We start from the raw sequence: 26,173 nt of genomic DNA on the forward strand, positions 1-26,173 counted from the left end.
GATGCGTTCTAGGGTCTTTTTACCCAGATGTTTTTATTGTGTAAGAGCTCTGGTTTGGTGAAGGCTTGGGTGGTTGCCTTAGACGGCACCAACCAAGGTAAGAAGACAATGCCAGTATATCCAGGAATCGGACCTACAATCGTCTATGCCAGAAAGAGGATGACATTTATGGTGACATGCGTGATGACCTTCCACCAGAGCTTTCAGGCCGTAAATCCAGATTGAAGAAGGTTTAGGAGGTCAAGGCAAGGCTTGAAGTCGAAGCGGCGAAGCAAAAACAAAGAAAGAAATGGTAATGAACTTAAAAAGATAATTTTAAGACATATTCAATCAGTAGAGGAATAATCTGAATCTCAGGGCGATGTCCGCTCTCAAATGGAGAAACAGTAAGTTATGCTTGATAAGCTATTAGTCAGTATTGGTATGCCAGTCTATAATGGTGAACGATATATCAGACGGGCCTTGGATTCGTTGTTAGCGCAGGATTATAAGAATTTTGAGCTGATTATTTCGGATAACGCTTCAGAGGATGCAACTCAGGAGATCTGCCTAGATTGTGCGGCAACGGATAGGAGAATTCGGTTCTATCGGAATGAAAAGAATATGGGGGCGGTGTGGAACTTCAATCGGGTATTCAAGTTGTCAAATGGTAAGTATTTTATGTGGGCAGGAGATCATGACCTGTGGGATAAAACATTCATCAGCCAATGTGTAGAAATTTTGGAACGTGAGCCATCTGTTGTTCTGTGTTACTCACAGGCATTGTGGATGGATCTTAATGGTAAGCTGTTAGAAACCATACCTACACGTCTTGATACAAGGGGTTTGGATTGGATATCCCGGTTTCATGTTGTCCTTTGGGGCATTGGTTATGCTTACCAAATTTATGGTCTCATAAGATCAAGTGCATTAAGTCAGACATACCTTCATAGGAATACAATAGGGGCAGATGTCATTCTTCTGTCTGAGCTTTCCCTGTTAGGAGAATTTGCCTATGTGCCTGAGCCACTATTTCATGTTCGTAAGCTTGCGGACTTTGGAAGTTGGAATAAACTTGTTGAAAAGTTATTTGTAAATAAGCCTCTAACTAGATGGGCAGTCTATTCTTTAATTTGGCGACGATTTTATAAACAGGTACGTATTGCTGTAAGACATTCCAACACTCTACTTGCGAGAATTGTTTTGATGTTATCTATATCTACTTGGATACTTGCAAAATATCGTGGGAGAATACGCGGACTTTTGAAGGCATCGAGAAAGTGATTACGATGAAACTTTCGCTGTGCCCTTGGCCTCATACCTAATTCTCGTGTAAAATAGGAGGCTTCTATTCGATAATGCAAGCAGGAGGTGGTTCTATTTATATTGGGTCCCAAAAACTGGACAGTTTTACTTAGATGGAAGAGAGAATGGTGAACATGAATTCATACTTTAGGTTTAAAGAGAGATTAAGGGGAGTAAAGCGAAAGTTGGAGCATGGGTTATTAGCGCTTTTATCGCCTGACCTTCTCTTCTATATCATTTCCCATGAGCGATCTGGAACTCATTTTGTGATCAACACCATTCTAAGAAATATATATATTAGACAAGGTTGGCATAATATCGGTGAATGGTTTGGCTCTGATGATCCTACGAACAGGTTTGCACACATTGATGAATTCAATCGCAAATGGGAGCAGACTTACAAACAAGCAGCGATTATTAAGAGTCACTGTGAACGGGATTTGTTCGAGGCCAGATACAGGAGAGCCAAAGTGATTTATGTGCTCCGTAATCCGAGGGACACATTGACATCATGGTTTTATTACCTAAATCGAGTTGAGTTTTACCAGTACAACCCACAAGTGCCTGATCACCGCTGCAAATCCTTTTCAGAATTCCTTCGAAGACCCATATCATCTTTCCTGAAGCACAGCTATTCGTTGCATGCCGATTTTTCTAATGTGGCGGAACGGTGGGCTTCTCATGTTAGTGGCTGGCTCAAAGTAGCCGGCTCTGAACCCGATGTATTAGTGGTGCGTTATGAAGAATTGCATAGGGACTACAAGCCCGTCTTGAAAGAGGTGGCAAGTTTTCTCGGATTGCGATTGAGATTGCGGACACGACCAGTAAGTTTAAATGATGCATCTGCTATCTTACCGCGCAAGGGTATCATAGGGGATTGGCTGAATGTGTTTTCGGAAGCCGATGAAGCATTCCTGCGGGAGGCGGTTGAAAAAGCAGGTATTAAGTGGGATAGGGTGATAGATAATGGTGGCTGAAGCTGGTGGCCTGGTGAGTGAATGATGATAGCATTATCTAAATCCGCCTTTCGAAGGGTAATATGTCAGCTTACTTTATCCATCGGGGAGCCTTTCTTCTGGCTAATGGGCATGCGCCGAAAGGGGCGAGAGATTGACCTGACGCAGGTCAAGCGGGTGCTGGTAGTGCGTCTTGATGAGATAGGCGATGTGGTGATGATGACGCCTTTTCTGAGGGAATTGAGGCGGAATTTGCCAGATGCCTGGATCACGTTGGTCGTAAAGCCTGGGGTTTACAATCTTACAGAGCACTGTCCTTACGTCAACGAGGTGCTGACATTTCACTGGCAGACATCCAGGTTATGGCGCCGTTTGGCATATCTTCGAATGGCGTTTCGAGATCTGTGGAGACGGCGCTTTCATCTGGTCATCCTTCCGCGATGGGGTGGTGGTTATTACCATGGTAGTGTAATCGCTTATCTAAGCGGTGCACCCTGGCGGATGGGCTACTCAGAGAATGTCAGTGCACACAAGAAGCAGAACAACAGGGGCTTTGATCGGTTGCTGACCCATGGTCTGAAGGATACTAGTGTTAAGCACGAGGTGGAACATAACCTAGATGTGATTCGCTTCTTAGGCGGCAAAGTTCAAGACGATAGGCTGGAGTTGTGGTTTGGAGAGGAAGACGAGTTTTTTGCCGAGGAACTTTTGAGGAAGCATGGGGTGGAACTCAACGACCTGTTGGTCAGTCTGGCCCCAGGAGCAGGTGCGTCAAAGCGGCGTTGGCCTCTTTCTCGCTTTGCCGAGGTAGGCGTGTGTTTACAGGAAGAATACCATGCTCAATTTCTTATTGTTGGTGGACCAGAAGAGGAAGCTCTTGGAAGAGAGTTGCAGCAAGAACTGGGGGATGCTGTTATCAACACGGTTGGGCATACAACACTGCACCAGACTGCAGCGCTCTTAAAGCGCTGTAGGCTCTTTATTGGCAATGATGCCGGGCCGATGCACATTGCAGCCGCAGTGGGCGTCCCTGTGGTTGAGATGTCCTGCCACCCTGAGACTGGGTCACTTCTCAGTGCAAATTCGCCTAAACGTTTTGGGCCATGGTCTGGAAAGCATATGGTCATTCAACCCAAAGCCCCTCTCCCTCCCTGCGTGGACGAATGTGTCTCCGACCGCCCCCATTGCATTCTGGGCATCACGGTGGAGCAGGTCAAACAGGCCGTGGCCGAGCAGCTTGCCCGCCAGGGTGTTAAACCGTGCGTCAAAGCGTTAAACCCAAAGTTTACTACCCACAATTCGCCATGACTATGCGCTGCCCAACCCTTAAAGAACTTCCTTCACCCCCGCCAGGCAAAACCGGCTGGCCGTGGACGGAAGAAAGTTCGCAATTGCCAGATACAATGCCCGATGGCCGACTTTGGCCAAAGGTGAGTATTGTCACTCCAACTTTTAGTCAGGGTCAATTCCTTGAGGAAACGATTCGTTCCGTGCTTCTCCAGGGCTATCCAAACCTGGAATACATTATCATTGACGGCAGCAGTAGCGATAACTCTGTCGAGATCATTGAGAAGTACGACAGGTATCTGGCCTACTGGGTGAGCGAATCTGACAGGGGGCAGGGCCATGCAATAAGCAAAGGAATGCACCGGTTCAATGGTCAGATTGAAGCGTGGTTAAACTCCGATGACCGATATTTACCTGGATGCCTGCACCGCGTAGCGGCCAAGTTTGCGGCAAGACACGATTTCATTTATGGGAACCGCGTAGTATGGAATTCTGATGGAAAGGTCATTGGTCTTGAACGCCTCCCGAGATTCCATCCATATGCGTATGTGATTTACACTCAGCGGTCTCTCTTCCAGGAAGCCTGTTTTTGGAGTAAAAACCTGCGGCAATTAGTTGGATGGATTAACAAAGACCTGCGCTATAACCTAGACACGGATTGGTTTCGTCGACTTACGGAAAAATGTTCTAGACCATGCCATATCCCTGAATATATCGCGGGTTGCATAGAGCATGAGGGCAGGAAATCTGTGGAATGTGACGCTACAGGCAGGGCATTAAACCATGAAGAAGGAGAAAACCTCCTAAAGGAGTTTCTCAGAGAAAGAGGAATCTCACGGCTTCGTCATCTAGCTGGCTGGATTTGGTACGTGCCCTTGATGAGAATACAAATTGGGCAGTTTCCGTTGTCTTTCCCGAGGATAGAGACGATCAAAAAAATTATAATGGACCCCAAAATTTGAATCAGTAGTTATAAGCAAAAAAACTCATGTTATTTTAAGCCTGACCAAGGGGCGACAAAGGGCACAGGGTTTATCCTTACCTGTTGAGGTATACGATTTCATTTATGGGAACCGCGTAGTATGGATTTCTGATGGAAAGGTCGTTGGTCTTGAACTCCTACCGAGATTCCACCCGTATGAGAAAATTTAGGTGTGTAACGTGAATGACCACAAGCCTAATCAAGATATAAATGAGATAAAGCGGATTTATTCTAATAGCGGCAATTTACCGCTTGTAAAGCTTCTTGATGACAATTCTGCAAGCATACTAGATGTAGGGTGTGGAGCTGGTGATAATGCCGCACTGATAAAAGCATACCATCCTAATTGTAAAATATTTGGGATAACTCACTCGCTGCTAGAGGCAAGGTTGGCACTGGCCCATTTGGAACATTGCTGGGTGTTCGATATTGAAAAAATAGTCCCAGATGATTTGGCGGCGAAGTGTTTTGATGTAATGATCTTTTCGCATGTTTTGGAGCATCTTCGTGATCCGGCTACAGTTTTTGCCGTTTTCACTCAGATGTTGGTCAATGGAGGTACCGTATTAATAGCAGTGCCTAATGTGCTTTTCTGGCGCCAGAGAGTTAAGTTTATCATTGGGCAATTTGATTATGAATCAACAGGAACTATGGATGAGACACATCTTCGCTTTTTCACCTATTGGACGGCTGATCGCTTTCTCTTAGGAAAAGGTTCGAATTTATATGTAGAATATAAAGGTGCAAGTGGAAGTGTACCATTGTGGTTCTTGCGAAGATATCTTTTCCCCAAGAGCTTAAGTGAACGTATTGATAAGTGGGGATGCAAACATTGGCCAAATCTTTTCGGGGGGCAGATTTTAATTAAAGCGGTTAAAAAATGAACGCAAATCTGGGAAAGGAAATAATGGAATAAAGTGTTCAGATTATATCCAAGGGAAGTATAAATAATATGAATATTCCTCTTCACATAAGTGTTGCATCCCACACACGATTTCATATGTTTGACCTTGCCGACCAGTTGGTCAGGCTTAAACAGGATGTGAGGCTCTATACAGGTTATCCAAGATGGAAAATACAGTCAGGACTGAGGGCCTTCGCTACTACTCATCCTCTCCTGACACTGGTTCAAGCTGGCCTGCAGCGCATAGGCTTTCAGGACAAACGGACCAGGATAGCGGATTTTGTCCTGCGTGATTTCGGCCACTGGCTTGGTCAAGTTATTAAGAGGTGTGATATCTTAGATGTCATTTCCGGGTGTGGGTTGGAAGGAGGACGATGGATTCAGCAAGAAGATGGTGCCTGGGTCTGTAACCGTGGATCGTCCCATATCCTTTTCCAAAAGACGAATCTGGAGGAAGAGCATACCAGATGGGGAGCTCCTCTCCCTTACTTTTCGCAGCGTGGCATAGAGAGGGAATTGACAGAGTATCACGAGGCTGATGCTATCGCAGTGCCTTCAGAATTTGCTAAACGTACTTTCATTGAGCAGGGGATACAACCTGAGAAGATTTTTAAACTTCCCTATGGCGTAGACCTTTCCCTCTTTGCGCCAAAGCCTAAGCAGGATAGTAAATTTCGAGTCCTTTTTGTCGGTAGCTTTTCGATTAGGAAAGGAATCGGGTATCTTTTTGAGGCGATGAAGCCATTGGTGGAAAAAGGACACGCAGAACTCTGGCTGATCGGGAAGCCAGAGCCCGCTGCCAACAAAATTTTGGCCAGATATAAGGACATCTTTACAGATATGGGAGCTCATCCACGAAAACATCTGGCGGATCTGTATAGCCAGGGCTCAGTTCTGGTACTCCCTTCCGTGGAGGAAGGTTTGGCACTTGTTCAAATACAAGCCATGGCATGCGGGGTTCCTGTAATCGCTACATATAATACAGGAGCAGAGGATTTGTTTGAGGATGGAAAGGAAGGATTTATTGTACCTCCTCGTGAACCGATAGCTATTAAAGAACTGATTGAACGCTTGATTTGCAATCCAGAGCTTCAAAGGGGGATGGCGAAAGCTGCCTTGAATAGGGTAAAGTTTATGGGCGGGTGGGATACATATGGCAAGAAATGTTTGGCCATGTATAGGAAAGTATTAAGTTGTAAATGGGGTCACACGGACTGTTGTCGAGCGCATATTGATCCAGGCCCAAAAATCCCAAATTCAAATTAATGTGATCAGCCCACTTGGCCATCAAAAACAGTTCATGCCAAAAATTTTACTCACGATGTTATTGTGTAGCCAACTTAAATATTTATACACTTTTCGTAAGCCATGAAGGGTTATTTTTGCCTGGATTGTTGCAACATTGAGAGCTGTTTTTTCTGTTTAGTGCTTCGTGAGATCAATAACTGAATATTCTGCACTCCAGCATATTGCAAACTAGTTGAAGAGCAGAATGACTGCAAGATCAAAGGACGACATGACTCCATTAATATCAGTCGTACTTGTAACCTATAATAGGGCACATGTGCTACCAATTACTATAGAAAGTATTTTAGCACAAACGCAGCATGATTTTGAGTTAATTATCTGTGATGATTGTTCATCAGACGGTACTCAAAAGATATGTGAGGAATACGCTGTTCAGGACAGGAGAATTCGCTACTTCCGCCAGCCCAGAAATCTTAATATGCCAGCAAATCTCAATTTTGGGATCACTAAGGCGCGATCGGACTATGTAGCTAACCTCCATGATGGAGATATGTATCGAGAAGACCTGCTTGAAAAATGGTACGGGGCACTTAGGAAATACCCAAAAGCGGCCTTTGTCTTTAACGAATATCTAACGATTGATGCCAGCGGTAATATTGTCTGTCATTATCGAGAACCCTTGTCTGAACTGCTAAATGGGAGATATTTCCTTGAGAAAATAATGTTTAGTCGGTGGCAATTTGATTCTCCCGTCTGGGGAACAGTTATGGGAAGGAAATCTATGTATGAAAGTGTGGGCTTGTTTGATGAGCGCTTTGGTATGCTGGCTGATGTGGATATGTGGATGAAATTAGCATATAAGTATGACGTATGTTATGTGAAAGAACCACTGATTCAACTACCATCACGTGATACTTTGCCAAGTGGTAATCCATTTTCTTATTTTAAAACCATGCAAACAATTGATCAGATTTTTCTCGAGAATAGGAAACGACTGTATGCAAACGATCTCAGGCTGTTGTCGCTTGAGCTTTGCAGACATTATGTTTTCCGGGTGTTGAAAGGAATCTATAGTATGTTCATATTTGCAAAGCGAGGCAATTTAAACGGGGCATTGGATTCACTATTGACATGTATAGGGCGTTTTTAATTTTTCTAACTATCAACTAATAGTTATGGTTATGGAGAGTTTGTGGTTCCTATGATTTCCAGTACCAGGATTAAAAATAAGATATTAGAAGCTTGGACTGCCAGTTGTGCGGTAGTAACCACAACTTTTGGTGCCGAAGCTCTAGAAATCTAAAAAATCTAAACAAGGTAAAAATATTCTGATTGCCGCCTCTCCGGCTGATTTGCCTGAACAACTGATTAAACTGCTGACAGATAGAGAGCTCAAAGATCGTCTAGGGCAGAGGGGCGTAAAACGGTACTTGACCGTTATAGTTGGGCAAGCAAAAGTCTTCTCCTGAAACAATACCTGAGAGAATTTTCATGACAGTACTCCAAAACAGCCAGTCAAGACGGACTGATACTAAATACTTACATATCGCAGTCGGGGCGTTCGGACTTGTCTTGGTCATGGTTTTAATGAGCAGTACAACGGTGGATCTAAACTCTACCGATTTGGCCGCCTGGTTCGGCTTTCTGGCTATATTGGCGATGACTCTGTGGGCTGTTTGGCGTGCACGTGGGCGAAGAGAAAACATCTGGGTGGAGCCATCTTCGCTGTTCATGCTTTTTTATTTCTTTCGCTACGGGATAGGATGTCTAACTATCAACTATTGGGATCAGATTCCTTTTAATACTCCCGGGTTGGATAAGGCCATGCTGGTCAGCAAGCATAACCTAGTTTATGGATCGTTCCTCACCGTAGTAGGTGGGCTTGGATTGCTTGCTGGAACTTTAATCCCTGCCTTGCCTACGCGCTCTATCCTTCCCGCAATTCGTTGGCAAATTAGCTGGCCGAGGTTTTGGCAGCATTCGCTCATTTTTTTGCCTGTCACTATAGTATTACTGCTTATGGTTTCCCTCAGGCCACATTTGATTCCATTATCAGTTCGTTATATCGTCCTCCTCATAGCGGAGGTGGGCGGAATCGTGGCCTGTGTCGGCATAATCAGGTATCTTGATTCTGGTAGTTCTATGCAACGTAAGTGGCTATTATTATCTTTGACTTTCATTTTTTTGAGCGCACTTATCGGTGTTCCGGTAGGAATGCGTGGAAATGTGCTAAAGCCATTCTTCTTGTTATTTATTGCTTACACAGCCTTGCGTGGTCGGCTGCCCAAGAAAGCTCTGTTACTGCTTCTTCCTCTGGTAGTGTTTATTGTCTTTCCGTGGCTAACCCTGGTAAAAGAAGCACGCTTTTCTCCAAATCCGGTCAGTAGAGTTGAATATGCTACCCAAGAATTAGGCCAAATGAGCACCAGAGATAAGCTGGAATTGGCCTCTTGGACATTTGTAGGCCGATTTATGGCGGGACCCTCCCTTATTTCAAGATTCAGCAACTTTTACCCTCAGGTTATTCCCTATGCTGGCTGGAAACCCTTGCGAATCAGTTTAGAAATGAATCTTCCCCGCTTGTTGTTTCCTTCTAAAGGGAATCCTGGCGCACTCCTTAACGAATATTCCCGTCGCGTGGGCATAATTGGAGAACGAGACTATGTTACATCTGCGGTTTTTGACGCAATATCCGGGTATTACATCATGTTCGGACCTATAAGTTTGTTTCTCTTTTGCGTCTTACAAGGGTACCTGTTTCGAGTATTGTATGATTGGCTGGTGGTGCGTTCATTTTGGGTATTCGGCGTTGTTATTTATCTCTATTTTTTCTGGTCTTCGCCTGATTTTTCGGCAATATTCGTACAAGTGCCCAGTCTCATACGATATCTGATGATTTCCATTCCCATCTGCTACTTCTTGTCCAGAAGCAACGCTGGAGGGGTATCTGGTCACCCTTCGACTCCTAATATAACTTAAGATCGTTTCTTTGCTCGGATTATTTATAATAACGATCCCAAAACCAGCAATGGCAGGGCTGTCTAGCATGAAAATAATTTTTTTGGCGAATTTAGCGCATGGCAGTACCTCCATGCAACGGATGAAGGCTCTACAGAGATTGGGGCATTCTGTTATACCTTTGGATACTAAATATACAGGGCATTGGATATCGCGATATTTGCAACATCAGATCAACCGCATAGATTATCATCTTACCGATTGGCGTATTGATCCATGGCGTGTCAACAGTCGTCTGCTGACATTGCTCGATAGAGAGCAAGACTATCAGGCTCTTTGGCTTGAACGTGCTTTGATGGTTCGGCCTGCCACGCTCAAAAAAATAGCCCAGAGGTGGCCTCATTTGGTGATTGCCGGCTATAGCCCTGATGATCAAATGAATCCGGCCAACCATAGCCGTATTTATTTGAAAAGCATACCACTTTATGATGTTCTCTTTACCAATAAAACTTTTAATGTATCCGATTTATATGATATTGGAGCGCGAAGTGTAGTATTTGTCAAAAATGGTTTTGACCCGGACACCCATCGCCCCGTACCACTAACCTCAGAAGAGCGGGAGAGATTTGGTGCTCAGGTTAGCTTTGTAGGAACCTTTGAACGTGAACGAGCGGAATACTTACGCATTATTGCCGAGATGAAGATTTGCACAATTAAGGTATGGGGAAATGACTGGAACAAGATGAAGAATCCGGGAGCGCTTAAGTCATGCATCCAGGGGATAGCTGTTTATGGAGACGACTATGCCCGGGTTATTTGCGCCAGCAACATTAATCTCTGTTTCCTGCGTAAAGCTAACCGTGATCAAGTAACGACCCGTTCTGTAGAAATTCCTGCCTGTGGAGGCTTTATGCTGGCCGAGCGTACCGATGAGCACTTGGCCTTATTTGCTGAAGACCGTGAGGCAGCCTACTTTGTTTTTGTTGAAGAGATGAACGCAAAGGTAAAATATTATTTGGAACATCCCAAAAAACGTCACGAAATCGCCAAGGCCGGTCGGCAACGTTGTCTCAATGCTGGATATAGCAACCTGGAGCTTATGAAGGGCATGGTAGAGATTCTCCAAGACGAGGCTAACCGAAAAAATGGGTCTTCTGTCAAAACCTTAAATCTAAATTGATCACTCAAGGAGAAGTCTGTTTATGATGGCCGATGCCAACCGAAAATCAATTAGGATGGCTGTTCTGACCAGCCATCCCATTCAATATCAGGCTCCTTTATTTCGCCGCTTGAGCCAAGTGCCGGGGTTGGCACTGCGTGTTTTTTTCTGCTGGGACTTCGGGGTACGGGAAGGACGTGATCCCCAGTTCGGTCGCGCGTTCAAGTGGGACATTCCACTGCTGGAAGGGTATGATTATGAATTTCTAAAAAATGTCTCCTCAGATCCCGGCACGCATTGGTACTACGGCTTAAAGAATATCGACGCTGTTGAACGTATATTGGCATATATGCCCGATGTTTGTTGGATCAATGGTTACTGCCATTGGACAGAACGACAAGTCCTTAAGCACCTTAAACGGCGAGGTGTACAGATACTTTTTCGCGGGGAGTCGAATTTTCTGGTGTCGCCTCCTTTGTGGAAGCGTATGATCAAATGGTTCTACTTAAGGTGGTGGTTTGCCAACGTAGATCGCTTTTTATGCATTGGCAGCCTTAATCGGGAATTTTACCTACATTATGGAGTAAGCGAAGAACATTTATTCCTGGCCCCTTACGCGGTGGACAACGATTTTTTTAGCGGGTGTTCCGAAACAGCTCAAATTGAGGCTAGGAGATGGCGAGTTGATCTGGGGATAGCACCGGACACCACTGTAGTGCTATTTGCCGCCAAACTCATTCCTAAGAAAAGGCCACTTGACCTGTTACGGGCTTTTGCCGGCTGCAGACATGTTAAACATGCGGTGCTTGTTTTTGTGGGCGATGGTGAGTTGAGAGATGACCTGATAAAAGAGGTGGAACGTTTGCGACTGACAGACAGGGTATACTTGTTGGGCTTTCAGAACCAGTCACGTATGCCCACCTGTTATGCGCTGGGAGACATAATGGTACTGCCATCTATGATAGAACCTTGGGGGCTGGCAGTCAACGAGGCCATGAACCTTGCTCGTCCCATCATCGTTTCAACAAGGGTTGGAGCAGCTCCGGATCTGGTAGCTCCGGGAAAGGCGGGATGGATTTTCCCGGCTGGTGATTCAGAGGCACTTACACGGTGTCTTGACGAGGCCCTAGAGGACCGAAGGCGGTTGGTCTATATGGGCATAGAGGCTAGGGAAAGAATTAAGCAGTGGGGAATTGACCAAACAGTCGAAGGCATCCTAAACGCTGTCAGATCCTTGTAGGATTGTCTTCAAGGGGTAACCATGAGGGTTTCTCGCCAGGCTCTTGACCGATGGATGGAACGCCATCAGATCGGTCCATTTGACCTTAGTTATGTTAACACTACTCTTGCCTTCTTGGAAGCTGTTGAGGCAGTTCTTCCTAAAGGCGCTGTTGTGCTTGATTTAGGGTGTGGCTGCCACGACCAACATGACAGGCGTGGGCGCTTTGCCCATCTGGTGAGCACGTTTTATGGTATTGATATAGAGCCTGGGGTCTACAGGAACAAAGGACTTGATTTAGCTTGTCGCGGTGATGTGTGTCATATCCCATTTAGAGACAAAATGTTTGATGTGGTTTACGCTGACTATGTAATGGAACACGTAGAGCGGCCGGATAAGGCTTTTTCGGAGGTATACCGTGTTCTTAAGCCAGGTGGCCATTTTGTCTTTCGCACCCCTAATTTTAAACACTATGTTCCCTTGGTGGCGAAAATGGCGCAAGGACGAATTTACAGAGCACTGTTGCGCCTGAGCGGTCGGGATGAGCAGGATTCTTTTCCGACCTATTTTCGAGCTAATACGCACCATCGTTTAGTTAAGTTGGCATACGATAGTGGTTTTAGAGTCGTTGGTATTCAATTTGCCGATGGAGGACCTTTTTATCTTAAAAATTTTCTACCACTCTACACCCTTGGAATCTTGCATCAATGGTGTGTAAATAAGATCTCTTGTTTGAATCAATTTTGCGGGAATATCATAGGAACTTTCGTACGACCAGGGATAAAAGAAGAGGGACTATAGGTTTGAAGTAGTGTTGTTAAATCAGAAATTTTATAGTCTCTATCTAAGTCGCCTGAGCTAAGGAACTCTAACGTGGTCAAATCTGCCAAACAAAAAATCATTGAGAATTACTATGAAACAACCTCAGCGAGGTCCGGAAGTGGAAACACAGCCTATTATGAGCGTTGTGCCTCTCATCTGGCTCGCCGCTTGCAGAGGTGGCTTCCGAAAGATCCGGAGTGCACGGTCTTGGACCTCGGATGTGGCCGTGGAGAATTGCTATACTTGTTGGAAAAACGCGGTTTTAATAATCTGACCGGTGTAAATCTCAGCAAAAAGGAACTTGAGCAAACCCGAAGATATACGAAAGCGGCGTACTATTGCCAAGACATATTGACCTTTTTACACGAGACGAAACTGACATTTGATTGGATTGGAGTCCTAAACATCTTAGAGCACCTGGATAGAGACACCCTGCTAAACGTTCTACAGGCCTCGGCCGCCCGATTACGGCCTGGAGGCGTGATTGTCGCCATGGTCCCGAATGCGATATCCCCGTTTGCAGCCGTAACGCGGTTTTGGGACATTACCCATGAATTGTCATTTACTCCTAATAATTTTCGTCAGTTGGCGCATCTATCCGGCCTCTCTCCGTGCATAGAGTTTAGAGAATGCAGCCCAAAGCCCCATGGGTTAAAAAGCCTTATTAGATGGATGGGTTGGCAATGTATAAGGGGTCTGATCCGATCCTATTTGCTGATTGAAACGGGAGATTCCAAAGGAGGCATTTATACAATGGATATGCTTGTGCGTTTGCATGTAGCCGAAGACTATGCGGTAGGCAAATGCACTACACTAAGTTAGCAACTATCGTGTCTCAAAATCACTTAAAAATCATTGACAAGTATGGAGCAAAGGGCGTTAGAAAAAAAATCAAGCTAATGCCTTTTTTACTCTCGACTTGTCTAATAATGATACAAAGTAAATGAAACTTCTCTGTATAGTTCCAAGTTACTGGCCAGCTTTTCAGTTTGGTGGTCCAATATACTCTGTGCATGGCTTGAATAAAGCTTTAGTTAAAAAGGGGGTTGATGTAACCGTCTATACGACGAATGTTGGTTTAAATGGAAAGGTTCCGGTTAATCAGGAAGTTGATGTTGATGAGGTAAAGATCACTTACTTTGCATTTACAAAGTCTTTTGAGTTTATGGGTGCAACAGGATGGCAGTTTACTTGGCAGATGACGAGGGCTTTGAGAAATAATCTGAATAAGTTCGATTTAGTTCATATTGTAGCTGTGTGGAATTATCCTATAACGGCTGCAGCTCATTATTGCAAGAGATATAAAAAACCTTACCTCATTTCTCCAAGAGGTCTTCTATATCCTTACACTACTGGCAAAAAATCTTGGAAAAAATGGCCATATTATCATCTTATGATAAAAAAGACCCTTAGGTGTGCCTCTGCCATTCACTACACCACAGAGGATGAAAAAGAGCTGTGTCACAGGTTTTTAGGGCTTAATAATCAAGCCGTTGTTGTGCCTAATGGACTGGAACTGCTGAAATTTGAAGCTCTCCCTCCAGGGGATGAATTTTTTAATACATATCCTCATCTTTCCGACAAAAGGCTTTTGCTTTATCTTGGCAGGATTAATTGGAAAAAGGGACTTGATATATTGATAGAGGCTTTCTCTTATTTAGTAAAAAATCGTAAAGATGCTCACCTTGTTTTGGTAGGAGGGGACGACGGCGACGGATATAAAGAGAAAATAGAAAGGCTGGTAAAAAAGTATGGAATTGAAAAGTATGTAACTTTTACAGGCATTCTCTCCGGGAGTAAGAAGCTGGCCGCATATAGGGCGGTTGAAATTTTTATTCTTCCCTCCTATTCTGAAAATTTTGGCATGGTCGTTGTTGAGGCGATGGCCTGCGGATGTCCTGTAATAATAAGCAACAGGGTGGGGATATACAGGGAAGTACAGCAGAGAGAGGCGGGCATGGTGATTGAACCTGAAGTGTCTGAGATTGTTAAGGCAGTTGAGCTTTTACTTGATAATAAAGGCCTGAAAGAGCGAATAAGTGCTAATGGGTATGATTTAGTGAAAAGTCAATATGATATTGATAAGGTGGCAGAAAAGATGATTGGAGTTTATGAATCTATGTGATGAGTAAGTAATGTGGTTAAAGGATTTGGGTGGATCGAAATGAGACTAGAAGTACATGATTATTTGATGCTGGCTATGCGGAGTTTAATGTTAATAAAGAAGCTTGCATCCTTGATTAAAAGTCAAAATTTGTTGATAGTAGAATTTTATAAGGATGGCTATTAACTGAGAGCGGCATAAACTTGGCTAAGAAAAATATAATGTTCGCTTTTTCCATCATGATTCCTATGATAAGAGATTATCGCGTCTATTATCCTACGTGTCTCCTCAGGATATGATTAACTTAGTCGACTAAAAAGTCTTTCTTTGAGTAATTTTTCATTAAATTTTTGGTGAACCAGCCTAAAAAACTCAGAAATTTGAGCCTTGTTTTTTTTGAAATTATAAGCGGCTGATGGCATTAACGGGTTATAGTATCCCCCAGACTGCCTTTGAGAAAGTTTCTGGCTAAACGAAAATCAGACTTTAGATGCCCTATTACAGACTCAATTCCTGCCCTTCTTCTAAATCTCTTTCGGGCTTTCTGCTTCTGGTAGGCTGTATCAGTTTCTTTGGGTAGCTTGGGAGTAAGGATTCTGGTTCCTTCTACTATTGTTTTACCTTTAGCTACGGTCACAAATAGCCACTTTAGGGGCTCTGCCCACAAGATTCTTTAATTGGGACAATAAGTTGGGTAAGGTGTGACCACCATAGGTATTTTCTTTAAAACTTATAGCACCAAATATGATTCCTGTAGTCTTGGTCATAGCCAGACATGTTTTGGAGCCAAATTTATATTTCTTATGCTCTTTGCCTTTGCTTATACAATAAACTTCGGGCTCATGGAGGATATAGATTTTATTCTTGTTTTTTCTTTTTTGATGATAAACCTTTTCAAAAAGCTCAATTTGTTCCTTGTATTTTGGGTAAACTTCTTAAGGCAGCTTATGTTTGATTTATCGAACTAGAATTCCGGTTATGGTCTTAATCCGTTCCCAGGGGATTTTTTTAGACAAAATAATCAAAGGATGTTTGGGATTAAGCTGATCCATTAAATCTGGATATAAAAAAACACGTTGTTTAATTTTAGGCATAGTAGTTTGCATAAAATCACCTGCCTGATAATTAAAATTTCCGATCAGTTTTTTACATCAATTAACTATTTCCCGGTCGAGTATGTTATATTAAATTTAACATTTTCCCAATAATTATCAGACAGTTAAATACTCTTTAAATGTCGATTAACTTAAAGAAAGCTTTCAGTTGTTAGGTGCTATATGCTTGAAGATATTACAATTATTGTTTTAACTTTTAATGAGGAGAAAAATGCCCAGGCATGTTTAGATAGTATAAAAGGTGTTACCTCTAATATTTTTGTTGTTGATTCATTTTCCACAGATAAGACTCTGGAGATTTTGCATAATTACGACATAAAATATGTACAACATGAGTTTATAAGTTATTCTCAACAAAGAAATTGGGCGCAAAAAAATAATCCTTTTAATACTGAATGGGTTTTTCATTTAGATGCGGACGAGAGATTTACTGTTGAATTGAAATGCTGGCTAGAAAAAAAATTTAATAGAGATAAACAAAAGCTTGATGGCTTCATGTTTAGTAGAAGAACAGTTTTTTTAGGAAAATGGATACGCTTTGGGGGGCACTACCCATGTTATCATTTGAGATTATATCGTTCTTTATTGGGAGTATGCGAGGATAAAGCATATGATCAGCATTTTGTGGTTAATGGTAAAGTAAAAAATATTAATGGTATAGATATAATAGATACTGTTACAACCGATATATCCTCATTTATTAACGCACATAATAAATGGGCAACAAATGAAGCAATAGAATTAGTTCTGCAAGAACAAAAAGGAGATATAACTGAGAATATTTTAGGTAATCCTATTGAAAAAAGAAGATGGTTAAAAAATAATTTATTTCAAAATGCTCCGCTTTTTTTAAGAAGTTTTATTTATTTTATTTATAGGTATTTCTTTAAGTTAGGCTTTTTAGATGGGAAAGAGGGTTTAATATTTCATATTTTACAAGGTTTTTGGTTTAGATTTTTAGTAGATGCTAAGGTTTATGAAATTTATACAAAAGCGGGGAAAGACCGGGAAATGATAAAAGATTATCTAAAAAGTGAATATCAAATAACTCTTGATAAAACTATTACAAACAGGAGCCAAAAATGAACATCCTGGGTATTAACGCCTACCATGGCGATTCATCAGCTTGCATCATAGTTGATGGCAAGCTGATAGCTGCGGTTGAAGAAGAACGTTTTACAAGACAAAAACATTGGGCAGGTTTTCCTATTTTGGCAATTAAGAATTGCCTGAAGGAGGCAAACCTCAATATAAAGGACATAGACCATATCGCCATCAACCGTAATCCCAAGGCCAATTTTTTAAAAAAGGCTCTTTTTGCCTTCTCCAAACGCCCTTCACTAAAATTGGTCGCTGACCGTCTAAAAAACGCTTCCAGAATTAAAGATATCAAAGAGGTTTTTAGCCAAGAATTCGACATAGACAGTCAAAAGATAAAGGCTCAGGTGCATAATGTTGAACATCATGTCGCCCATCTGGGCAGTTCTTTTTTTGTCTCCCCTTTTAAGGATGCTGCTGTGGTTTCAGTAGATGGTTTTGGCGATTTTGTAGGAGCCATGTGGGGGATGGGCAAGGATAATAAAATTGAAGTTAAACATCGTACTTTTTTCCCTCACTCTTTAGGGCTATTTTATTTAGCCATTACTCAATACTTAGGGTTCCCCAAATACGGCGATGAATATAAAGTCATGGGATTAGCAGCCTATGGTGAGCCGGAGTTTATGGAAGAAATGGGAAAAGTATTAAGGGCTGCTGATGGTTCCCTTAATTTGCTAAATGGTTCTCTATTTGAGCTTGATCTGGATTTTTTTATCCACCATTCAGAAGGTGTCGCCATGACCTGGGATGATGGAGAGCCTGAAATGGGGACTGTTTTTTCAAAAAAAATGGAAGATCTTCTGGGTCCAGCCAGAAGACATGGGGATGAGATAGGGCAGAGGGATAAAAACATAGCGGCTTCGCTTCAGAAAAGATATGAAGAGGTTTTTTTCCACATTTTAAATTTTGTATATGAAGAAACTAAGTGTCCCAACCTGGCTTTGGCCGGAGGCTGTGCCATGAATAGTTTGGCCAACGGCAAAATTTTCCACAATAGTCCTTTCAGGGATGTTTATATCCAGCCAGCGGCTGGAGATGCAGGCGGCGCCATTGGGGCAGCATATTATGTCTGGCATGAGGTTTTGGGTAAACCGCGTCAATTTGTTTTAGAAAAGCCATATTTGGGACCAGAGTTTCAGGACCATGAGATTAAGCAAGTTCTGGATAAGCATAGGACAGAATTTAAAAGTGAAGGATGCAGTTTGGAAAAGATAGGGGATAAGGAGAAATTGTGCCGGATAACAGCTGGATTTATTGCTGAAGGCAAGGTGGTTGGTTGGTTCCAGGGAGGTATGGAGTGGGGACCAAGGGCCTTGGGCAATAGAAGTATAGTATGTGACCCACGCAGGACTGATATGAAAGACATCTTAAATTTGAAGATTAAGAGGCGAGAGTCTTTTCGACCTTTTGCGCCTTCCATACACCTTGAGGCTACCAACGAATATTTTGAAATAGATTATCCCGATCCTTTCATGCTCAAGGTTTACAAAATTAAACCGGAAAAAAGAAAAGCTATTCCGGCTGTAACACATCTTGATGGGACAGGAAGGCTTCAGACAGTCAGGCAGGCGGATAACCCTCTCTATTGGCAGCTTATAGAAGAATTTAGAAAAATTACCGGTGTTCCAGTAGTTTTAAATACCTCATTCAACGAAAACGAACCAATTGTATGTAACCCTGAAGAAGCTTTAAGTTGTTTTTTGAGAACAAAGATGGATGTGTTGGTGATGGGGAGTTATGTGGTGAAGAGGGGAGGCTAGGAAGGCAGGAAGATGAGAAGTTGGGAAGCTGGGAAGTTTTGTGAAGAGGATGTTGAGAAGATAAGAAGATGAGCAATTAAGAAAACAAGAGGATATGGAGAATGGGGAAGATAGGACATTTTAGAGAGCTGGAGGTTTATAAGAAAGCATTTTGTGCAGCGATGAGGATTTTTGAAATAACAAAGTCTTTTCCACAGGAAGAGAAGTATTCTCTTGTTGACCAAATTAGAAGAGCTACAAGATCAGTATGTTCTAATATTGCTGAAGCATGGAGAAAAAGGAAATATATTGCAGTATTTCAAAATAAACTTACAGATGCTATGTAAGAGGCATCAGAGACGCAATGTTGGGTGGAATTTTGTCTTGCCTGTGATTATATTGATAAACTATTGTTTGATGAATTAGATTCTGAATATGAATCAATAATTCTGATGTTGAACTCTATGGAAAGAAATGCAGAAAAGTTTTGCTTTTAACTTCGTGGCTTCCTATCTTCACAACTTCTCAGCCGCCTATCTTCGGTTAAGTTTGAGACTTATAGAGTTCATATGAAGATATCAATTATTACAGCCTGCTTTAATGCGGAGAAAACAATAAGGCACACAATAGAGTCTGTTCTTTCGCAGGGATATGATGATATAGAATATATTGTAGTTGATGGTGCTTCTACAGATGGAACAATAGGCATTGTAAAACAGTATAAAAATCAGATTTCAAAAATAATTTCTGAGACAGATAGCGGTATTTATGAAGCATTGAATAAAGGCGGTAAGCTTGCATCTGGTGATGTAATTGGTTTTCTTCATGCTGATGATATTTATGCGAACAAAAATGTTATAGAAAATGTCACGCAATGTATAGAGGTTGAGCAGGTGGATAGTTGTTATGGCGACCTAGTTTATATTGATAATAAAAATCAAGGAAAGATAATAAGATATTGGAAATCATGTCCTTACCAAGAGGATTTATTACAAAAAGGATGGATGCCCCCGCATCCTACTTTTTTTGTAAAGAAGATTAGTTATGATAAATACGGATATTTTAATACTGACTTAAAAATAGCCGCTGATTACGACCTGGTGCTTAGGTTTTTATATAAACATAGGATTTCTACTTACTATTTACCTGAAGTTTTAGTAAAAATGAGGGTAGGAGGGAAGAGTAATAGAAGTTTAAGAAACATTTTGCTAAAATCAAAGGAAGATTATCTGGCTCTTAAAGAGAATGGCGTTGGTGGCTTACATACCTTATTGTTAAAAAATATAATTAAGATACCGCAGTTTTTTAGGAGAGTTTGAGGCGGTGCATGCGATAGCAGCCTTGCCATTTATGAAGCTTATATTTTAACCACAGACGCACGCAGATTTTTGAGGGTTAAGGATTAAGGATAAGGGGTAGGAATTAAGTGTTACGGGGTAGGGAAAGCTACTTTGTTTTCACCACAGACGCAGACAAGCGCCGTCCGGCGATTTTCCGGTCTCGCGGGGTGCATCCGCTAGTAGCGGGAAAATATTTTGAGTTTATTTTCGTATTGGACAGGGCTATCAGCATACCTGAGCCCTTCCTGTGCTTAATTAAGGGCAAAAAAGAGGGTGTACTCGATTCTCATAGGCATTATAGATTGTTTTTGTAATTAACTATACTTCATTGGGGGAGAAAGTGAATAAAGTTGCTTTGATAACAGGAATTACAGGACAAGATGGTGCATATCTTGCGGAGTTTTTGCTTAAAAAAGGTTATATAGTGCATGGAATAAAGAGAAGGGCGTCACTTTTTAATACTGACAGAGTTGATGCTCTTTATAAAGATCCGCATGAGGAGGATGTAAATTTTTTCTTACACTATGGGGACATGACTGATTCTACAAATTTAATAAGAATAATTCAGGAAGTGCAGCCTGACGAGATTTACAATCTGGCGGCTCAATCTCATGTAAAAGTTTCATTTGAAACTCCAGAATATACAGCAAATGCGGATGCTCTTGGAACCTTGAGGATATTAGAGGCAATTAGAATATTAAAAATGGAAGATAAGACGAAGTTTTATCAGGCTTCTACCTCCGAACTTTATGGAAAAGTTCAGGAGATACCGCAAAATGAAAAGACGATGTTTTACCCAAGGAGCCCTTATGCCGCGGCTAAACTTTATGCTTATTGGATAACGGTAAATTATAGGGAAGCATATAATATGTTTGCCAGCAACGGGATTCTTTTTAACCACGAATCTCCTATTAGAGGAGAGACTTTTGTAACAAGGAAGATTACGCGGGCTACTGCAAGGATCAGGTTTGGGCTGCAGAAAAAGCTATATCTTGGAAACTTGGATGCAAAGAGAGACTGGGGACATGCGAAAGATTATGTTGAGGGGATGTGGCTTATCGTGCAGCAGGATGAGCCTGATGATTTTGTTTTGGCAACCGGGGAGGCCCACTCTGTAAGAGAGTTTGTAGAATTGGCTTTCAGGGAAGTTGGGATAGAGATTGAGTGGATAGGTAAAGGAGTCCAGGAAAAGGGGGTTGTTCGGGGGATAAGAAGATTGGAAGATGAGAAGTTAGGAAGATGGGAAGATGAGAGGGCTGGAAAAGAAGAAGATAAATTCTCGCGCCAAGACGCCAAGACGCCAAGGGGGGAAGAGGAGAAGCTACGAAGATGCGAAGTTAGGAAGACGGGAGATTGGAAAGGGATAAAAGAAGGGGATGTAGTGATAGAGATTGATCCGAGGTATTTTAGGCCGACAGAAGTAGATTTTCTTCTTGGTGATGCAACAAAGGCAAGAGAAAAGCTTGGCTGGAAACCAAAACATACTTTTGAGGAACTTGTTAGGGACATGGTTAGTGCTGATCTTGAGCTGGCTAAAAGAGAGTTGTATCTTAAAAATGGTGGTTATAAGTGTCGTAATAACTGTGAGGAGTGATGCTTGAGATAGAAAGAATATAATTGTTAACCGCAGACTCACGCAGACGGACGCAGACGAGCCTTGCCAGCGACTTGCTGGCAAGGCTGGCGTACTGGCCCTTCGGGCCATGAATGAAATTTTTCCTGAGTGCAAAATGTTTGATGCAAATATAAGTATAATATCCTTGGCCGAAGCCAACAGTTTTTGTTTGGCAGGCCTTGCCGAAGAAAATGTCTGTGTAAGTCACGTGTGTCTGTGGGTAAATAAAAATGGATATTAATCAATTGACTTACGCAATCAACGGGGCCATTTTTGAAGTAAATAGAGTGCTTGGGCCTGGATTTTTGGAGAAGGTTTATGAGAAGGCGCTGTTTATAGAGTTGAAGGAGCGTGGTTTTTACGTAATAGCACAAGCGCCGATTGGTATAAATTACAAGAGCCAATGCGTTGGCGAGTATATAGCGGATTTGTTGGTTGAAGATTGCGTGATTATAGAACTTAAGACTGTTGAGAGATTGGAAAAGATTCACGAAGCTCAACTTTTGAATTATTTGAAGGCAACAGGTCTGAAAGTCGGGTTATTGGTAAATTTTAAGTCTCCCAAGGTTGAGATAAAGCGTTTTGTTTTAGATCTGACCGAAAACCAGTGATTATTTTACCGCAGACTTACGCAGACAGACGCAGACAAGCCCTGCCAGCAGGGCTAAACTTCCAGCCTTTCAGGCCGGATGAGATATTTGAAGTTCGATTTTTATCGTATCAGATATGGTATTAGCTCAGGTTGGAAGTGATGCGTGTAAGTAAAGAGTCCTCTCGGCCCTTTTGGGCCGTCAGGTTTTTGTTCGGCAAGGTCTGCCGAACAAGAATGTCTGCGTTAGTCTGCGTGCGTCTGCGGTTGAAAATATAAGGAGGATTACTGATTATGGATTACGGGGTAAGGATTACGGGGTAAGTGGGATGTATTGGAAAGATTTGAGGGTATGGCAGAAAGCGCACGAGCTAGTTTTACAGATTTATAAGGTAACATCCAGATTTCCAAAAGAAGAAATATACGGATTAACAAATCAGATTAGGCGGGCATCAGCTTCGGTGCCAGCGAATGTTGTGGAGGGATACTCACGAAATTCAACAAAGGAATATATTAAATTCTTGTTCAATGCACGTGGGTCCCTTGAAGAGGTAAGGTACTTTTTGCATTTAGCAAAAGATTTAGAGTACTTGTCTGAAGGTAAGTATCAAGTCTTGGAGGATGGATATAAACAGGTAAGCAAGATGTTAAATGGAATGTTGACAACTCTAAAAGGGAAAATCAAATGACTTTCCCCCTGCCACGTACCCCTTAATCCTTACCCCGTAATCCTTAAAACGTCTGCGTGCGTCTGCGGTTAAAAATAAAAGAGGGATTCAAGTAAGCTTCCTTAATCCTTACCCCTAAAAATAGGATTATATACTATGCACAAAAATTCAAAAATTTACGTCGCAGGGCATAGAGGGCTGGTTGGCTCTGCAATCATCAGGAAACTGGAAGAAAAAGGCTATAGCAATATTATTACCAGAACTCATGCTGAACTTGATCTCACCAGGCAGGATGATGTGGAAAGATTTTTTGAGGAAAACAGACCTGAATATGTTTTTTTAGCTGCTGCAAAGGTTGGAGGTATTGTTGCAAACAATACTTATAAAGCAGAGTTTATCTATGACAACCTTATCATTGCGGCCAATGTAATTAATGCTGCTTATAAATTTGGTGTAAAAAAACTCCTTAATCTTGGCTCTTCCTGTATATATCCCAAGTTTGCGCCTCAACCCATGAAGGAAGAGTATTTACTAACTGGTAGTTTGGAACCTACAAATGAACCATATGCTATTGCCAAAATAGCAGCAATTAAACTTTGTAGGTATTATAATGAGCAATATGGGACAAATTTTATATCTGTAATGCCTACAAATCTTTATGGTCCCAATGATAATTTTCATCTCTTGAATTCCCATGTTTTGCCTGCTCTTATAAGAAAATTTCACCTGGCCAAGCTCCTACAACAGGGTGATTTTGAGGCTATTAAAAGAGATTTTTTAAAACATAGAGATGGCAATATTCGAACTGGTTCAAAGAGTATTTCACTTTCTTTAACTTCACCCACAGAAGATGTACTAGAAGTCTTGAAATTTTACGGCATTACCCAAAATGCAATCTCCTCTACCCCGTCATCCTCATCTTCTTCCATTCAACATTCAACATCCAACATTCAACATCCAACATCAATAACCCTCTGGGGCACAGGCGAAGTTTATCGTGAATTTCTTTATGTAGATGACCTGGCCGATGCCTGTATTTTTTTGATGAAAAATTATGATTACAAGGAGATAGGTGAGTTTGTTAATGTTGGTACAGGAAAAGATATAACCATTAGTGAGCTTGCAGAACTTGTGATGAGTGTCGTTGGGTTCAAAGGAAAACTTAAATTTGATAGCTCTAAACCTGACGGTACTCCAAGAAAGCTTTTGGATGTCTCTAAATTAAGTGATTTGGGATGGAGAGCAAAAGTCCCACTGAAAGAGGGTGTTAAAATGACGTATGATCGGTATGTTAGAATGGGCAAAAAATGATTTCCGATAAGTATTTTCTGGAAATCATCTATTTAGGCCTGATTTTTTTTATTTCCCTGTTGTTATCCATTGTTCTTACCTCTTTATCCTCACGCGTTGCCCTTTTTTTAGGAATTGTTGACCAGCCTGATGTCCGCAAAATACATTCCGCTCCCATACCCTGTACAGGTGGTCTTGCCATGGCGGCAAGCCTTTTTCTTTCCATATTTATATGTCTGAGATTAACCCCGGAGGTAAAAGGGTTTTTATCCGGGGGAGCGATTGTAGTTTTTTTTGGCGCACTGGATGATAGATTTTCACTTTCGCCAAAACTAAAATTTTTAGGAGAAATCCTGGCTGCCGTGGTTTTTATGTTTGTTGGTAAGATCAGTTTGTACTCTCTTGGCGATATTTTGGGTATGGGAGAAATAAGGCTGTTTTTTTTGGGGCCCTGGGTGACAGTTTTTTGTATGGTCGGAGTGATGAATGCCTTGAACTTATCAGACGGGCTGGATGGACTGGCCGGCGGCATAAGTGCTATTGCCTGCTTTTTTTTATTTATTTTTGCTTATGTACATAATAACTGGTCATTTGCTTCTATAATCATAATTCTTTTGGGAGTTATCGCAGGGTTTTTACGTTACAATAGCCATCCAGCCAAATTATTTATGGGAGATACGGGCAGTTTACTTTTGGGGTATTCACTGTCTGCAACTGCTGTTGCTATTGTTAGGTCGTCCCATGGTAGCCCGAATGCAGCTCCAATTTCAGTAGCCATAGTGCTGGCCTTACCAATTGTGGATACGGTCTGGGTGATGCTAAGACGTTTAATCAAGGGAGAAAAAACATTTAATCCGGACAAGACTCATTTGCACCATCGTCTTTTAGAGCTAGGACTTAGCCATTCAAGTGTGGTTGCCATTTTATACTGTCTGATGAGTTTTTTTGGGTTTTGGGCTTGGAGCATTCGAAAATGGCCGGAGTGGATTCAGTTTTACTCAACACTAGGGATTGTAGTTTCGATTTACTGCCTGGTTGCGTTTCTAGAAAAGCATAAAATTAGAATGCCAGCCAAAATAAAATTTGATTTTAAGTTAAGTTTTATTAACGAATTTTTGAACAGTTCCTGGATAAAACACAGTGTACGTATTGTTATGCCTGTTTTTATTTTTGCTTTTCTGAGCCCTTTCTTTTTTTTGCCAGCAACTAATCAACACTATGGTCTCTTGGCTTTAGTGATGATTCTGCTTTTGGCATTGTTTTTTCCGTGGCATGGAGGGAAAAGACAGGTAAGTATTGCTCATGGCTTTTTGTACTTAGCGTGTTTTTCCTGTTTGTTTATTTACAATTTTGCGTTTGAAAAATATTTGTGGCTGCCATGGTATCTTCAGAGCATAAGCTTGATTGCTCTCTTATGGGTAATGTTGCGAGTTTTGTTTAGGCGTAGTGCTCGTGCTCTCCTGCTTTCAAGCTTTGAAATTTTGTTTATTATATTTTCTTGGTTTATTCCCTTTGTTTTCTGTTCTGCCTTTAATTTCAATTTAGAGACGAAATACAGGCTGATTTTAGTTTGTCTTCAGTGCCTCCCGTTGCTCGCAGCGCTTAAAGTCATGCTACGCCACCATGTGTGGAGAAATCGTTCTCTGGCTTTTATTTTTTTTATTAGTTTTTTGGTGGTTGGGGGAAGGAGTTTTTTGTAGTTAAAATAAGAAGGCAAGAGTGCATCTAAATGTTTGCACTGGCACAAAGATTGTTGCCCCTGAAGCACAAATTTTTTCCTAACTTCCAAACCTCTC

24 protein-coding genes and 1 pseudogene are annotated in these 26,173 nt (G+C 41.8%); 23 read left to right on the forward strand and 2 right to left on the reverse strand.

The window, feature by feature from the left end; translation table 11 throughout:
• Window positions 1–393 precede the first annotated feature (393 nt).
• The 13 genes from KFV02_RS05370 to KFV02_RS05430 all read left to right on the forward strand — a co-directional run bounded on the left by KFV02_RS05370 (window position 394) and on the right by KFV02_RS05430 (window position 14,944).
• Window positions 394–1,263, forward strand: a complete 870-nt coding sequence (locus KFV02_RS05370) for a glycosyltransferase family A protein (protein WP_252380511.1) — start codon at window positions 394–396, stop codon at window positions 1,261–1,263.
• 134 nt (window positions 1,264–1,397) lie between these two features.
• Window positions 1,398–2,261 carry a sulfotransferase domain-containing protein gene (locus KFV02_RS05375; protein ID WP_252380512.1) on the forward strand — a complete coding sequence of 288 codons (864 nt, stop codon included), beginning with the start codon at window positions 1,398–1,400 and terminating at the stop codon, window positions 2,259–2,261.
• 21 nt (window positions 2,262–2,282) lie between these two features.
• Complete coding sequence (locus KFV02_RS05380; protein ID WP_252380513.1) at window positions 2,283–3,548, forward strand: glycosyltransferase family 9 protein; 1,266 nt, start codon at window positions 2,283–2,285, stop codon at window positions 3,546–3,548.
• Entirely contained in the window at window positions 3,500–4,489 is a 990-nt protein-coding gene (locus tag KFV02_RS05385; protein ID WP_252380514.1) for a glycosyltransferase family 2 protein, read from the forward strand. Before KFV02_RS05380 ends, KFV02_RS05385 begins: the two co-directional genes overlap by 49 nt.
• 199 nt (window positions 4,490–4,688) lie before the next feature.
• Entirely contained in the window at window positions 4,689–5,393 is a 705-nt protein-coding gene (locus KFV02_RS05390) for a class I SAM-dependent methyltransferase (protein WP_252380515.1), read from the forward strand.
• Between the two features lie 68 nt (window positions 5,394–5,461).
• Complete coding sequence (locus KFV02_RS05395; RefSeq protein WP_252380516.1) at window positions 5,462–6,679, forward strand: glycosyltransferase family 4 protein; 1,218 nt, start codon at window positions 5,462–5,464, stop codon at window positions 6,677–6,679.
• 226 nt (window positions 6,680–6,905) lie between these two features.
• Entirely contained in the window at window positions 6,906–7,811 is a 906-nt protein-coding gene (locus KFV02_RS05400) for a glycosyltransferase family 2 protein (RefSeq protein ID WP_252380517.1), read from the forward strand.
• A gap of 341 nt (window positions 7,812–8,152) precedes the next feature.
• Window positions 8,153–9,640, forward strand: a complete 1,488-nt coding sequence (locus KFV02_RS05405) for a DUF8712 domain-containing protein (RefSeq protein WP_252380518.1) — start codon at window positions 8,153–8,155, stop codon at window positions 9,638–9,640.
• 67 nt (window positions 9,641–9,707) lie between these two features.
• Window positions 9,708–10,799, forward strand: a complete 1,092-nt coding sequence (locus KFV02_RS05410) for a CgeB family protein (RefSeq protein WP_252380519.1) — start codon at window positions 9,708–9,710, stop codon at window positions 10,797–10,799.
• Between the two features lie 22 nt (window positions 10,800–10,821).
• On the forward strand, window positions 10,822–12,018 hold the full coding sequence (locus tag KFV02_RS05415; protein WP_252380520.1) for a glycosyltransferase family 4 protein: 1,197 nt from the start codon (window positions 10,822–10,824) through the stop codon (window positions 12,016–12,018).
• 21 nt (window positions 12,019–12,039) lie between these two features.
• Window positions 12,040–12,798 carry a class I SAM-dependent methyltransferase gene (locus KFV02_RS05420; protein WP_252380521.1) on the forward strand — a complete coding sequence of 253 codons (759 nt, stop codon included), beginning with the start codon at window positions 12,040–12,042 and terminating at the stop codon, window positions 12,796–12,798.
• A 72-nt stretch (window positions 12,799–12,870) separates the two neighbouring features.
• The gene (locus tag KFV02_RS05425) at window positions 12,871–13,641 is read left to right on the forward strand and encodes a class I SAM-dependent methyltransferase (RefSeq protein ID WP_252380522.1); all 771 of its coding nucleotides are present in this window, start codon (window positions 12,871–12,873) and stop codon (window positions 13,639–13,641) included.
• A gap of 121 nt (window positions 13,642–13,762) precedes the next feature.
• Window positions 13,763–14,944: a glycosyltransferase gene (locus KFV02_RS05430; protein WP_252380523.1), complete on the forward strand. Its 1,182-nt coding sequence runs from the start codon at window positions 13,763–13,765 to the stop codon at window positions 14,942–14,944.
• A 400-nt stretch (window positions 14,945–15,344) separates the two neighbouring features.
• On the opposite strand, the gene KFV02_RS05435 is transcribed toward KFV02_RS05430, so the two are convergent.
• Window positions 15,345–15,560 carry a hypothetical protein gene (locus tag KFV02_RS05435; protein ID WP_252380524.1) on the reverse strand — a complete coding sequence of 72 codons (216 nt, stop codon included), beginning with the start codon at window positions 15,558–15,560 and terminating at the stop codon, window positions 15,345–15,347.
• Window positions 15,561–15,879: 319 nt separating this feature from the next.
• Complete coding sequence (locus tag KFV02_RS05440) at window positions 15,880–16,029, reverse strand: hypothetical protein (protein ID WP_252380525.1); 150 nt, start codon at window positions 16,027–16,029, stop codon at window positions 15,880–15,882.
• Window positions 16,030–16,200: 171 nt separating this feature from the next.
• Between KFV02_RS05440 and KFV02_RS05445 the strand changes: the two genes are divergently transcribed.
• From KFV02_RS05445 to KFV02_RS05485, 10 genes and pseudogenes are all read left to right on the forward strand, one after another.
• Window positions 16,201–17,124 (forward strand): glycosyltransferase family 2 protein, encoded by a 924-nt coding sequence (locus tag KFV02_RS05445; protein ID WP_252380526.1) that lies wholly within the window; start codon window positions 16,201–16,203, stop codon window positions 17,122–17,124.
• The gene (locus KFV02_RS05450) at window positions 17,121–18,896 is read left to right on the forward strand and encodes a carbamoyltransferase family protein (protein WP_252380527.1); all 1,776 of its coding nucleotides are present in this window, start codon (window positions 17,121–17,123) and stop codon (window positions 18,894–18,896) included. Before KFV02_RS05445 ends, KFV02_RS05450 begins: the two co-directional genes overlap by 4 nt.
• 101 nt (window positions 18,897–18,997) lie before the next feature.
• Window positions 18,998–19,372, forward strand: a pseudogene (locus KFV02_RS05455) (four helix bundle protein).
• 72 nt (window positions 19,373–19,444) lie between these two features.
• Window positions 19,445–20,194 (forward strand): glycosyltransferase family 2 protein, encoded by a 750-nt coding sequence (locus KFV02_RS05460; protein ID WP_252380528.1) that lies wholly within the window; start codon window positions 19,445–19,447, stop codon window positions 20,192–20,194.
• 361 nt (window positions 20,195–20,555) lie between these two features.
• A complete protein-coding gene (gmd, locus tag KFV02_RS05465; RefSeq protein WP_252380529.1) occupies window positions 20,556–21,809 on the forward strand; it encodes a GDP-mannose 4,6-dehydratase in 1,254 nt (417 codons plus the stop codon).
• A gap of 136 nt (window positions 21,810–21,945) precedes the next feature.
• Window positions 21,946–22,071: a hypothetical protein gene (locus KFV02_RS11435; protein WP_289510088.1), complete on the forward strand. Its 126-nt coding sequence runs from the start codon at window positions 21,946–21,948 to the stop codon at window positions 22,069–22,071.
• Window positions 22,061–22,441, forward strand: a complete 381-nt coding sequence (locus KFV02_RS05470) for a GxxExxY protein (RefSeq protein WP_252380530.1) — start codon at window positions 22,061–22,063, stop codon at window positions 22,439–22,441. Before KFV02_RS11435 ends, KFV02_RS05470 begins: the two co-directional genes overlap by 11 nt.
• A 307-nt stretch (window positions 22,442–22,748) precedes the next feature.
• On the forward strand, window positions 22,749–23,108 hold the full coding sequence (locus KFV02_RS05475; protein WP_252380531.1) for a four helix bundle protein: 360 nt from the start codon (window positions 22,749–22,751) through the stop codon (window positions 23,106–23,108).
• Between the two features lie 135 nt (window positions 23,109–23,243).
• On the forward strand, window positions 23,244–24,398 hold the full coding sequence (locus KFV02_RS05480) for a GDP-L-fucose synthase family protein (protein ID WP_252380532.1): 1,155 nt from the start codon (window positions 23,244–23,246) through the stop codon (window positions 24,396–24,398).
• The gene (locus KFV02_RS05485; protein ID WP_252380533.1) at window positions 24,395–26,077 is read left to right on the forward strand and encodes a glycosyltransferase family 4 protein; all 1,683 of its coding nucleotides are present in this window, start codon (window positions 24,395–24,397) and stop codon (window positions 26,075–26,077) included. Before KFV02_RS05480 ends, KFV02_RS05485 begins: the two co-directional genes overlap by 4 nt.
• Window positions 26,078–26,173: the final 96 nt, after the last annotated feature.

This window comes from Desulfovulcanus ferrireducens (assembly GCF_018704065.1).
GTDB classification, from domain to species: Bacteria; Desulfobacterota; Desulfovibrionia; order Desulfovibrionales; family Desulfonatronovibrionaceae; genus Desulfovulcanus; species Desulfovulcanus ferrireducens.